An 11,921-nucleotide genomic window follows, 5' to 3' on the forward strand; every position below is an offset into this window, starting at 1 on the left:
GATTTATGTCGGTTATCACGTGGTCTGGAACGTAACACCCGCATTGCACACGCCGCTGATGGCCGTGACCAACGCCATTTCCGCGATTGTCATCGTCGGCGCCATGCTGGCTGCCGCGCTGACCGTCACCCCGTTGGGCAAGACCATGGGCACACTGGCCGTGGCCTTGGCGGCGGTGAATGTTTTCGGTGGCTTTCTGGTCACCCGCAGAATGCTTGAAATGTTCAAGAAGAAAGCCCCAAAAGTAAAAGAAGAGGCGCCCAAGTAATGAGCATGAACCTCGTGACGACGCTCTACCTGATCGCGTCGATCTGTTTCATCCAGGCCCTCAAAGGCCTCTCGCACCCGACCACTTCGCGGCGCGGCAACCTGTTCGGCATGCTCGGCATGGCGCTGGCGGTACTCACTACCGTCGGCCTCATCTATAAGCTGGGGGCTGAACTGGCGACTGCCGGTATCGGCTACGTCATAGTTGGCCTATTGGTTGGCGGTACCGCCGGCTCGATCATGGCCAAGCGTGTTGAAATGACCAAGATGCCCGAGCTGGTCGCGTTCATGCACAGCATGATCGGCCTGGCAGCGGTGTTCATCGCCATTGCCGCCGTGGTCGAGCCGCAGTCCCTGGGCATCGTCAAGCACTTGGGCGATTCGATACCGGCCGGTAACCGCCTGGAACTGTTCCTCGGTGCCGCTATCGGTGCAATCACCTTCTCCGGCTCGGTGATCGCATTCGGCAAGCTGTCGGGCAAGTACAAGTTCCGCCTGTTCCAGGGCGCACCGGTACAGTTCGGCGGCCAACACAAACTGAACCTGGTGCTCGGCCTCGCAACCCTGGGCCTGGGCCTGGCGTTCATGTTCACCGGCAACCTCACTGCGTTCGCGCTGATGCTGGCCTTGGCCTTCGTGCTGGGTGTGCTGATCATCATCCCGATTGGCGGCGCCGACATGCCCGTGGTGGTGTCGATGCTCAACAGCTACTCCGGCTGGGCAGCGGCGGGCATCGGTTTCTCGCTGAACAACTCGATGCTGATCATCGCCGGTTCCCTGGTGGGCTCCAGCGGCGCGATCCTGTCGTACATCATGTGCAAAGCGATGAACCGCTCCTTCTTTAATGTGCTGTTGGGCGGTTTCGGCAATGCGCCGGATGCTGGCGCTGCGACGGGCTCCAAAGAAGCACGCCCGGTGAAGTCCGGCTCCGCTGATGACGCCACCTTCCTGCTGACCAACGCGGACACCGTGATTATCGTCCCAGGCTACGGCCTTGCGGTCGCGCGGGCACAACACGCGCTCAAGGAGCTGACCGAGAAGCTGACCCACCACGGCGTCACCGTAAAGTACGCGATCCACCCGGTGGCGGGCCGTATGCCGGGGCACATGAACGTATTGCTGGCCGAGGCCGAAGTGCCTTACGACCAGGTGTTCGAGATGGAAGACATCAACTCCGAGTTCGGCCAGGCCGACGTGGTGCTGGTATTGGGCGCCAACGACGTGGTCAACCCGGCCGCCAAGAACGACCCGAACTCACCCATCGCCGGCATGCCGATTCTCGAGGCGTTCAAGGCCAAGACCATCATCGTCAACAAGCGCTCGATGGCCAGCGGCTACGCCGGCCTGGATAACGAGTTGTTCTACCTGGACAAGACCATGATGGTGTTCGGTGATGCCAAGAAGGTCATCGAAGACATGGTCAAGGCCGTCGAATAACACTGCGCCAGCGCAATACCTGAAACCCTGGCCTCACGTAGGCTGGGGTTTTTTTATGGTTCCCCCGCTCCGCGTGGGAACGCATCCAGGGATGCTCTGCGTCCCGCTTTGCACACACATGAAACCCGACCAAAGGCTCTAAATCGCGATCTGGCATTCGACCATGGTAGCGGGCCGAAACTTTTTGAAATCACTACACTGCCCACCTTGCTTTCCGTAGCCAGAGATAACAATTCATGTACCGTGATCGTATCCGCTTGCCTTCGTTGTTGAACAAGGTCATGAGCGCGGCAGACGCCGCTGCACTGATCGAGGACGGCATGACCGTCGGCATGAGCGGCTTCACCCGTGCCGGTGAAGCCAAGGCCGTCCCCCACGCCCTGGCCGAACGCGCCAAGACTTCGCCGCTCAAAATTACCCTGATGACCGGCGCCAGCCTGGGCAATGACCTGGACAAGCAGTTGACCGAAGCCGGCGTACTGTCACGACGCATGCCCTTTCAAGTCGACAGCACCCTGCGCAAGGCGATCAATGCCGGCGAGGTGATGTTTATCGACCAGCACCTGTCGGAAACCGTCGAGCAACTGCGCAACAATCAGCTCAAATTGCCAGACATCGCCGTGATCGAAGCCGTCGCGATCACTGAGCAGGGCCATATCGTGCCCACTACCTCCGTAGGCAACTCGGCCAGCTTCGCGATTTTCGCCAAACAGGTGATCGTCGAGATCAACCTGGCGCACAATCCGAACCTGGAAGGGCTGCACGACATCTACATCCCGACCTACCGGCCGACGCGCACGCCGATCCCGCTGGTGAAAGTCGACGACCGTATCGGCAGCACCGCGATTCCGATCCCGCCCGAGAAAATCGTCGCCATCGTCATCACCAACCAGGCGGACTCCGCCTCCACGGTAACGCCGCCTGACAGCGACACCCAAGGCATCGCCAATCACCTGATCAACTTCCTCAAGCAAGAAGTCGATGCCGGGCGCATGACCAACAAGCTCGGCCCGCTGCAAGCCGGCATCGGTAATATTGCCAACGCGGTGATGTGCGGATTGATCGAGTCGCCGTTCGAAGACCTGACCATGTACTCGGAAGTGTTGCAGGATTCGACCTTCGACCTGATCGACGCCGGCAAGCTGAGCTTTGCCTCCGGCAGTTCGATTACCTTGTCGGAGCGACGCAATGCCGATGTGTTCGGCAACCTGGAGCACTACAAGGACAAATTGGTGCTGCGCCCGCAGGAAATTTCCAACCACCCTGAAGTGGTACGGCGCCTGGGCATCATCGGTATCAATACCGCGCTGGAGTTCGATATCTACGGCAACGTCAACTCCACCCACGTCTGCGGCACGCGGATGATGAACGGCATCGGCGGCTCCGGGGATTTCGCCCGCAATGCGCACCTGGCGATCTTCGTCACCAAGTCCATTGCCAAGGGCGGCGCAATTTCCAGCGTGGTACCGATGGTCAGCCATGTGGACCACACCGAGCATGACGTGGACATTCTCGTCACCGAAGTAGGCCTTGCCGACCTGCGGGGCCTGGCGCCACGGGAGCGCGCTCGGGTCATCATCGATAACTGCGTGCATCCTGCCTATCGCGATGCGCTCAACACTTACTTCGATGCGGCCTGCGCCATCGGCGGGCATACGCCGCACATCCTGCGCGAAGCACTGAGTTGGCACATCAATCTGGAAGAAACCGGGCACATGCTCAAGGCTTGATGAGTACAGATCCGGGCTGATGCAAAGACAGTTTGATCAGCTCGGTGAACCCACACACACTTATGAAAAAAACTGTACTGCTGTACCGGTCATTTCCTACCGAAATATCCCACACCCATGCTCAAAAATAGCAATTTCGCACCCTTTAAGTGCGCACAGGTACAGTTGCCCCAATTTCGTACCGTACAGCCTCGTTAAACAGTTAACTGGCCTCTCACAATACAGGTGAACTGTATCTAGAGAGTCTTGCCTCGGAAGAGGATCATTGGCATCAGTTAAACCACTACCTAATCCCGCCACAAGCGGAAGGATGTCATCATGGAACGTACACTCAGTTCCGAACTGTTCTTCGAAGAAAAAGCTGTAAACACCCAGGCTTCCCTGCCTTTGCGCGTTCTCGCCAACCTGATGTTGTGGCAGCGCCGCATCTCCAGCCGCCACCAACTGGCTCGCCTGGATTCGCGTCTGCTGGCTGACGCCGGTATCAGCGAAGCTCAACGCTACGAAGAGCTGAGCAAGCCGTTCTGGCGCTAAGTGGCGCCCGCTGGCCCTGACCTCACGGGTCCACTGCCAGCACCCTGATTTGTCAAAGCAAAGCCCGCCCCGGGTAACCGGAGGCGGGCTTTGTCGTATCGGTGATTGCGTATTGAAATGACTCAATCCAAGCACACAGGTACAGTTTTAAATTAAGAAAATATGACAGGCACAGTTTAATTGCAGGCTTCCGAATAGCCCGGCACACGCCTAATATCCACTCACCACGTGGCGAACCCTGTAGAGCGTGCGTCTGATGCTCGACAGTCCCAGTCCGTTTCATTGTGGCCGTTTCGCGCCACCTTATTATTCGTCTACAGGAGTTACCCCATGTCCCGTCTTCGCCTGCTGTGCACTGCCGCTGTGCTGACCCTGGCTGCCAATGCCAACGCGAGCAGCCTGATCATGACGACCGACTCGATCGTCGGCGCTCTGAAGGCAACCTCCGATGCCACGTCTGATGCCACTTCATCCCTGCGCGACAACAAGGTCGTACAAGCCGCCCGTGACGACGCCGCCAGCTTTGTCGCCAGCGAAGGCGCCATCCGTGGCGTGAAACTGGAAAGCGCCCTGGCCCAGATCCGCCAACAAGCGCCGCAATTGAATACCGCTACCGATGCACAGCTGGCACAGGCCATCCTGGCTATCTGATCCACGGCAACCAGACGGGAGCGCCCGCCGCTCCCGGATGGCTCGGCGCTGGCTCTCGCCCGGCCGTTGCGCTAGCCTTGGCGCTCGCTTTCAGTTGTAGAGTCCCATGGCTTTTTCATACCGTTCATTGAGTGTTCCTGTTCTGTTTTGCGCCTGCTGGTCACCCCTGGCTTCAGCGTTGGATGTGTCCACACAGAGCACTGTTGTCAGCGTGTATGCCACCAGCAAAGTGACCTCTGCGCCGTTCGACAATAAGTTGGTCCTGGCCGCTCGGGACGATGCTGCCGCTTTCATTGCCACTGACGGCCAATGGCGGGGCGCACGCCTGGAGTCCGCGCTGGACTATCTGCGCCGCACCCAGCCAAAACTTCATGCAAGCGACCTTGAACTGGCGCAAGCAATTCTCGTCCAATAATCATCATTGTATTTCTATCTTTGTCATTGGAGTCACCCCATGCGTAGCCCGCTGATCGTCGCCGCCCTCGGCCTGCTGTTTTTGGCCGATGTCGCCCAGGCGCAAACCTTGAAGGCCACCAGCAACATCGTCGTGCGAGCCTCGGCGCGCACCATTGATTTCACCTCGGACACCACCACCTCCATCCGCGACTCCAAGATCGTGCGCGAAGCCCACGATGACGCCGCCAGTTTCGTCGCCACCAATGGCGAGATCCGTGGCGCCCAGCTGGAAGCCGCGTTCGATACCCTTCGCACCCGCGTGCCAGAAGCCCGTGATGCCAGCGACCAGACCCTCGCCGAAGCTATCCTCGCTCTGTGAGGCGTCTCAAAACCTGGCTCCTGGCCGGGGCCGTGCTGCTGTGTGCAAGTACAGCCCAGGCCGGCCTGCAACTGCGGCTCAAGACCGAAGGCTTGAGCCCGGCCGAACAGCAGGCCAGCCAGGCATTGCTCGATGAAGCACTGCGTTCCTTGCCGCCGCGCTTTGTCGAGCAGCTGGATCGACGTATCGATGTCGGCTGGACCGACAAGATGCCTGAAAACGCCTACGGCCAGGCATCCCTGGTGTCCGAGCTGGACCTCAACCAGAACCTGCTCGCCAGCCTGACTGACGGCAGCGCCGCCACCCAGAAAACCAATCGCCCCCACGGTACTGTGCGCCGGGAAATGCTCGCCACCGTGCTGCATGAACTGACCCACATCTATGACCGTGCGCGCCTGTGGTCCCAGGACGAGCGCACGCTGATCCAGCGCTGCAGCCGTCAGAACAACATCACCGGTTTGATCGGCTTGCCCGACCAGTGCCGTGGCCAGAACGACCGCCGCTTTACCCTCAGTGACGACCCACGCCTGTTGGATCTTGCCGGCTGGCCACAATATGTGGGTCGGCGCGGAGAGCGTGAGCAGCACAACCATCAGGTGGTGCGCAGCCCGGACATCTACGAAACCACCAGCCCGCTGGAGTTCGTGGCGGTCAACATGGAGTATTTCCTCCTGGACCCCAGCTACGCCTGTCGCCGCCCCGCGCTGTTCCGTTATTACAAGGATCACTTCGGCTGGGCCCCGCCTGAACAGGACACCTGCGCCAGTACCTATGCCTTCCTGAACGCGGGCAACGATTTCGCCAAGACGCCCCTGGGCCAGATCGATCCGGAGCGCGTGTATGAAATCGACTATCTGCTTGCCGAAGCCAACCAGAACCTGGTGAGCCGTTGGGGCCATAGCATGTTGCGCCTGGTGATTTGTGCGCCGGGCCGCCCGCGTGGCCCGGATTGCCGGCTAGATCTGGACCGGCACCTGGTCTTGTCTTACCGCGCCTTCGTCGGTGACGTCCAGCTGTCGAGCTGGGATGGCCTGGTGGGCAAATACCCGTCGCGGCTGTTCGTACTGCCGCTGGCCCAGGTCATCGATGAGTACACCAAGACCGAACTGCGTGGCCTGGCGTCGGTGCCGCTGAAGCTCAGCCGCCAGGAAATCAACGACACCGTCGAACATGCGGCTGAGATGCACTGGAGCTATGACGGCAACTACTTCTTTATCTCCAACAACTGTGCGGTCGAAAGCCTGAAACTGTTGCGCAGCGGCAGCGCCAACCCGCAATTGACCGGCCTGGACAACATCACCCCCAACGGTTTGCTGGAAGTGCTCAGCGCCCGCGGCCTGGCCGATACCAGCGTATTGAATGACAAGCGCGAGGCACTGCGGCTGGGGTATCACTTCGACTCGTTCCGCGAGCGCTACCAGGCCATGTTCGATGTGCTGCGCAAGCAACTGCCGATCAAGCAGACCCAGGTCGAAGACTGGTTGTCCCTGGATGCGCAAGCGCGTCGCCAATGGTTCAGCCAGGCCGACCTGCGCACCAGCGCCGCGCTGTTGCTGCTGGAGCAGGCCAGCTATCGCAAACAACTGATGCTCGCCCAAGATGAGGTCAAACAACGCTACCTCAATGCCCGCGAGCTGAAATACGGCGGCATGGAGAAAGCCAACAACACGCTGCAGCAAATTCTCGCCAACAGCGGCTTCCTGAGTCGCCCGGCCGAGTTGCTGGACAGTGGGGGTTATGGCCTGCCGCAACCTTCGGAAGCCAAGCGCCTTGAATCAGAAAGCGCCGAACGCCAGAAACAGTTGCAGTCGTTGACCGGCGAGCTGGATAAAGAGGTGAGGGCGCTGCTCGATCCTTCCCGCGCCGCCGAGATCGCCGCGTGTGAAGCCAACCTCAAGCAGGTGGGTGAGCATTTGCGGGCCTTGCACAAAGCCGCCGGCGGCCTGGAACTACCCTGATATTCTGGCAGCGACCACTATCCAAATGTGGGAGCTGGCTTGCCTGCGATGGCGGTGTCACAGCCATAAGAGATGTTGGCTGATACGCCGCCATCGCAGGCAAGCCAGCCCCCACATTTTGTTCTGCACCAACCTGAAGAATGATGCCTGCCCTTCATCAGCTGTTTTCTCAGCGAAAGCTGGCTGAAAGCTTCCCCGTCTAGGATCGCCCTCACTGCCGGCAACAGACCGGCTGTTAACAACAACAATGGTGATTCCCGATGTCCGCTCGTACCCGCCTGTTCGCTCCAACTCCACCCGTACGCCTCGTGCCTTTCGTTCTGCGCTGACCGCCACTCGGTCCGCCATTCCCTAGCCGCGCTACGCCTGGAGTATTCCTATGCTGACTTTCCTTGGCTTTGCCATGGTCATCACGTTCATGTTCCTGATCATGACCAAGCGCCTGTCCGCGCTGATCGCCTTGATCATCGTGCCGATCCTGTTCGCGCTGTTCGGCGGTTTCGCACCGAAGATCGGCCCGATGATGCTCGAAGGCATCACCAAGCTTGCGCCGACCGGCGTGATGCTGATGTTCGCCATTCTCTATTTTGCCTTGATGATCGACTCCGGCCTGTTCGACCCGGCCGTGCGCAAGATCCTCAAGATGGTCAAGGGCGACCCGCTCAAGGTGTCGGTCGGCACCGCGGTACTGGCCCTGGTGGTATCCCTGGACGGTGACGGTGCCACCACCTACATGATCTGCGTCGCGGCCATGCTGCCGCTGTACCAGCGCATCGGCATGAGCCCAAGGATCATGGCCGGCCTGATCATTCTCGCCGGTGGCGTCATGAACATGACCCCCTGGGGCGGCCCGACGGCACGCGCCGCCAGTGCGCTGCATGTAGACCCGTCGGACATCTTCGTACCTATGATCCCGGCCATGGCCGCCGGTGTGGTGGCGATCCTGGTGATTGCCTACATGTACGGCAAGCGCGAACGTGCGCGCCTGGGTGAATTGCACCTGCAGGGCGACGAGATCGACCACAGCGAAATCAGCGTGTCGCAATTCCCCGACGCTCGCCGTCCGAAACTGATCTGGTTCAACGGCGCCCTGACCCTGGCGTTGATGTGCACCCTGATTGCCGGCCTGTTGCCGCTGCCGGTGCTGTTCATGGTGGCGTTCAGTATCGCCATGATCGTCAACTACCCATGCCTGCAGCAGCAGAAAGACCGCGTCGCGGCTCACGCCGGTAGCGTATTGGCGGTGGTGGGCTTGATCTTCGCCGCCGGTATTTTCACAGGCATCCTGTCGGGCACCGGCATGGTCGACGCCATGTCCAAGAGCCTGTTGGCGGTCATCCCAGAAGCGATGGGCCCTTACCTGGCGGTGATCACCGCGCTGGTGAGCATGCCGTTCACCTTCTTCATGTCCAACGATGCGTTCTACTACGGCGTACTACCGGTACTGGCCGAAGCTGCCAGCCATTACGGCATCACCGCGGTGGAAATGGCGCGGGCGTCGATCGTCGGGCAACCCGTGCATTTGCTCAGCCCACTGGTACCCTCGACGTACTTGCTGGTTGCTCTGGCGGGTATCGAATTCGGCGATCACCAGCGCTTCACGCTCAAGTGGGCAGTGTTGGTGTGCCTGTGCATAATGTTCGCCGCATTGCTGATGGGGATTTTTCCGCTGTTCAGCACTCTATAATCGTACCGACTCACTCACCGCGCGGCGCTACAGCTTGCGCGGTTAACACTTGCTCAAAGGAATACACATGGAATGGCTGACCAATCCGGAAATCTGGATTGCCTTCTTCACCCTGACGGCCCTTGAGATCGTCCTGGGCATCGATAACATCATCATGATTTCGATCCTGGTCAGCCGCATGCCCAAGCATATGCAGGCACGCACTCGGATCTTCGGCCTAGCGTTGGCCATGGTCACGCGCATCCTGTTGCTGCTGTCGATCACCTGGGTCATGCAACTGACCGCCGACCTGTTCGTGGTGTTTGGCCAGGGCATCTCCGGTCGTGACCTGATCCTGTTCTTCGGTGGCCTGTTCCTGCTGTGGAAAAGCTCCCAGGAGATGTACCACGCGCTGGAAGGTGAAGATGAAACCCAAGACGAGCCCAAAGGCGCCGGTGGCAAGTTCATCTACACCATTATCCAGATCGCCATCATCGACATCGTGTTCTCCCTGGACTCGGTGATTACCGCCGTCGGCATGGTTTCCCACGTGCCGGTGATGGTTGCCGCCATCGTCGTTGCGGTATTGGTGATGATGCTGGCTGCCGGCACTATCAGCGAGTTCATCGACAAGCACCCGTCGCTGAAAATGCTGGCGCTGTCGTTCCTGCTGGTAGTGGGTACCGTGCTGATCGCTGAATCCTTCGACGTACACGTGCCAAAAGGCTACGTCTACTTCGCCATGGCGTTCTCGCTGGCGGTGGAAGCGGTGAACATCAAGATGCGTACCGCCATCGCGAAAAAGAAGAAACAGCAGGACCCGGTGAAACTGCGCAAGGACATTCCGGGTCAGTAAATTTGACCCGCGAGTGATCGTTCCCACGCTCCGCGTGGGAATGCCCTCTCGGACGCTCCGCGTCCGCAAAGTGACGCAGAGCGTCACAGGATGCGTTCCCACGCCGAGCGTGGGGAACGATCTTCATGACAGTTTTGTTTCAATCCCGAGTTTAGCTATGCGATGCTGGCGCAGAGCCCATTCGCCAACTACAGCTTAGGTACAAGACGTAGAGCGGCACGCGGTAACTTTCCTTCGCTCCTGCTGGAGCGCACCCACACGGGGGGCCGAGCATGCTGACCTTGCTCAATCTGCTTTCCGCCGTGACCCTGCTTATCTGGGGCACGCATATCGTCCGAACCGGCATCCTGCGGGTCTACGGTTCCAATTTGCGCCAAGTCATCGGGCAGAACATGTCCAAGCGCTGGCTGGCATTTGTCGCCGGTATCCTGGTGACGGCCATGGTGCAAAGCAGTAACGCCACCGCGATGCTGGTGACTTCGTTTGTCGGCCAAGGGCTGATGAGCCTCACGCCGGCCTTGGCCACCATGCTTGGCGCCGACGTCGGTACGGCCTTGATGGCGCGGGTGCTGACGTTCGATTTGTCCTGGCTGTCGCCGCTGCTGATCTTCCTCGGGGTGATTTTCTTCCTGTCGCGCAAGCAGACGCGGGCAGGACAGTTGGGCCGGGTCGGGATCGGCCTGGGCCTGATCATCCTCGCGCTGCAATTGATCGTCGAAGCCGCCGGGCCAATTACCCATGCCCAGGGCGTCAAAGTCATCTTCGCTTCGCTGACCGGCGATATCTTGCTGGACGCCCTGGTCGGCGCGCTGTTCGCCATGATTTCCTACTCCAGCCTTGCTGCGGTGTTGCTCACGGCCACCCTGGCCGGTGCCGGCGTGATCGGCTTGCACGTGGCCATCGGCTTGGTGATCGGCGCCAACATCGGCAGCGGTGTACTGGCTTTTCTCAGCACCAGCATGCAAAACACTGCCGGTCGTCAAGTGGCCCTGGGCAGCCTGTTGTACAAATTGATCGGTCTGTTGCTGATCATTCCGGTGCTCGACCCGCTCGTAGGCTGGATGGACGGCCTGGACTACAGCGTCCAGGGCATGGTCATCACCTTCCACCTGCTCTACAACGTCAGCCGCTGCCTGATCCTGTTACCCACCATCGGGCCCATGGCACGCCTGTGCGAATGGCTGCTGCCGGAACGCCCCGAAACCAATGGCAAGGCCAAGCCACGCCATCTGGACCTGGCCTCATTGAATACCCCAAGCCTGGCCCTGGCGAACGCCGCCCGCGAAACCCTGCGCCTGGGTGACTTGATCGACAATATGCTCACTTCGATGCAGGAAGTGCTGCGCGGCAATCAAACCGCCGTTACCCAAGAAATGCGCAGCCTGAGCGATGATGTCGAAGCGCTCTACAGCGCGATCAAACTCTACCTGGCGCAAATGCCCCGTGAAGACCTGAGTGAACAGGACAACCGCCGCTGGGCCGAAATCATCGAGCTATCGATCAACTTGAAATTGGCCGGTGACCTGATCGAACGCATGCTGCGCAAAGTCCAGCAACAGAAGACTTCGCAACGCCGGCAATTTTCCGAAGTGGGCCTGGAGGAACTCAGTGGCCTGCACAGCCAGTTGATCGCCAACCTGCGCCTGGGCCTGTCGGTGTTTCTCAGCGGCGACCCGGAAAGCGCCCGCCAATTACTGCGCGAAAAGCGCCGCTTCCGCGCCCAGGAACGCCGCCTGGCCCACGCCCATGTCAGCCGCCTGCAGCGCAAGATCGTGCAGAGCCTGGAAACCAGTTCCCTGCACTTGGAACTGATTGCCGACATGAAACGCTTGAACTCGTTGTTCTGCAGCAGTGCTTATGTAGTGTTGGAAACGTCCGACACTGGCGCGCTCTCGGCTGAAAGTATTGCCGACATTACCCATTCGCCCTGAACGTACGCCCGCGAGCGAAGTCAGTAAACAGTGGACCTCATTCGCCAGGAAGCTTGTTATGCGTCGCCTGTTACTCGCCTGCCTGCTCTTGGGCTCGGTACACGCCTTTGCCTTTG

11 protein-coding genes are annotated in these 11,921 nt (G+C 59.8%); all 11 read left to right on the forward strand.

What is annotated here, in order from left to right; all coding sequences use genetic code 11:
• Position 1 precedes the first annotated feature (1 nt).
• A complete protein-coding gene (locus APH41_RS19705) occupies positions 2-268 on the forward strand; it encodes an NAD(P) transhydrogenase subunit alpha (protein ID WP_054920886.1) in 267 nt (88 codons plus the stop codon).
• Positions 268-1,704 carry an NAD(P)(+) transhydrogenase (Re/Si-specific) subunit beta gene (locus tag APH41_RS19710; RefSeq protein ID WP_054920888.1) on the forward strand — a complete coding sequence of 479 codons (1,437 nt, stop codon included), beginning with the start codon at positions 268-270 and terminating at the stop codon, positions 1,702-1,704. Before APH41_RS19705 ends, APH41_RS19710 begins: the two co-directional genes overlap by 1 nt.
• 236 nt (positions 1,705-1,940) lie before the next feature.
• Entirely contained in the window at positions 1,941-3,434 is a 1,494-nt protein-coding gene (locus APH41_RS19715; protein ID WP_003187414.1) for an acetyl-CoA hydrolase/transferase family protein, read from the forward strand.
• A gap of 318 nt (positions 3,435-3,752) precedes the next feature.
• Entirely contained in the window at positions 3,753-3,968 is a 216-nt protein-coding gene (locus APH41_RS19720; RefSeq protein ID WP_003187413.1) for a DUF1127 domain-containing protein, read from the forward strand.
• Between the two features lie 330 nt (positions 3,969-4,298).
• On the forward strand, positions 4,299-4,619 hold the full coding sequence (locus APH41_RS19725) for a DUF2388 domain-containing protein (RefSeq protein ID WP_034136006.1): 321 nt from the start codon (positions 4,299-4,301) through the stop codon (positions 4,617-4,619).
• Between the two features lie 106 nt (positions 4,620-4,725).
• Positions 4,726-5,034, forward strand: a complete 309-nt coding sequence (locus APH41_RS19730) for a DUF2388 domain-containing protein (RefSeq protein WP_054897222.1) — start codon at positions 4,726-4,728, stop codon at positions 5,032-5,034.
• Between the two features lie 39 nt (positions 5,035-5,073).
• Positions 5,074-5,394, forward strand: a complete 321-nt coding sequence (locus tag APH41_RS19735) for a DUF2388 domain-containing protein (RefSeq protein ID WP_003187408.1) — start codon at positions 5,074-5,076, stop codon at positions 5,392-5,394.
• Positions 5,391-7,352 (forward strand): DUF4105 domain-containing protein, encoded by a 1,962-nt coding sequence (locus APH41_RS19740; protein WP_054920891.1) that lies wholly within the window; start codon positions 5,391-5,393, stop codon positions 7,350-7,352. The genes APH41_RS19735 and APH41_RS19740 overlap by 4 nt, the downstream gene beginning before the upstream one ends.
• Positions 7,353-7,731: 379 nt before the next feature.
• A complete protein-coding gene (locus APH41_RS19745) occupies positions 7,732-9,039 on the forward strand; it encodes a CitMHS family transporter (protein WP_003187405.1) in 1,308 nt (435 codons plus the stop codon).
• Between the two features lie 67 nt (positions 9,040-9,106).
• Positions 9,107-9,874: a TerC family protein gene (locus APH41_RS19750; RefSeq protein WP_003187403.1), complete on the forward strand. Its 768-nt coding sequence runs from the start codon at positions 9,107-9,109 to the stop codon at positions 9,872-9,874.
• Positions 9,875-10,146: 272 nt separating this feature from the next.
• The gene (locus tag APH41_RS19755) at positions 10,147-11,805 is read left to right on the forward strand and encodes a Na/Pi cotransporter family protein (RefSeq protein WP_003187402.1); all 1,659 of its coding nucleotides are present in this window, start codon (positions 10,147-10,149) and stop codon (positions 11,803-11,805) included.
• The last annotated feature ends 116 nt before the right edge of the window (positions 11,806-11,921 follow it).

The organism is Pseudomonas sp. NBRC 111138 (assembly GCF_001320835.1).
GTDB lineage: Bacteria > Pseudomonadota > Gammaproteobacteria > Pseudomonadales > Pseudomonadaceae > Aquipseudomonas > Aquipseudomonas paracarnis.

Excerpts from the sequence above, each read along its gene's own strand:
- APH41_RS19725 (WP_034136006.1), top strand. The coding sequence starts at position 4,299 with ATGTCCCGTCTTCGCCTGCTGTGCACTGCCGCTGTGCTGACCCTGGCT.
- APH41_RS19730 (WP_054897222.1), top strand. The coding sequence starts at position 4,726 with ATGGCTTTTTCATACCGTTCATTGAGTGTTCCTGTTCTGTTTTGCGCC.
- APH41_RS19755 (WP_003187402.1), top strand. The coding sequence starts at position 10,147 with ATGCTGACCTTGCTCAATCTGCTTTCCGCCGTGACCCTGCTTATCTGG.
- APH41_RS19750 (WP_003187403.1), top strand. The coding sequence starts at position 9,107 with ATGGAATGGCTGACCAATCCGGAAATCTGGATTGCCTTCTTCACCCTG.
- APH41_RS19710 (WP_054920888.1), top strand. The coding sequence starts at position 268 with ATGAGCATGAACCTCGTGACGACGCTCTACCTGATCGCGTCGATCTGT.
- APH41_RS19745 (WP_003187405.1), top strand. The coding sequence starts at position 7,732 with ATGCTGACTTTCCTTGGCTTTGCCATGGTCATCACGTTCATGTTCCTG.
- APH41_RS19720 (WP_003187413.1), top strand. The coding sequence starts at position 3,753 with ATGGAACGTACACTCAGTTCCGAACTGTTCTTCGAAGAAAAAGCTGTA.
- APH41_RS19735 (WP_003187408.1), top strand. The coding sequence starts at position 5,074 with ATGCGTAGCCCGCTGATCGTCGCCGCCCTCGGCCTGCTGTTTTTGGCC.
- APH41_RS19715 (WP_003187414.1), top strand. The coding sequence starts at position 1,941 with ATGTACCGTGATCGTATCCGCTTGCCTTCGTTGTTGAACAAGGTCATG.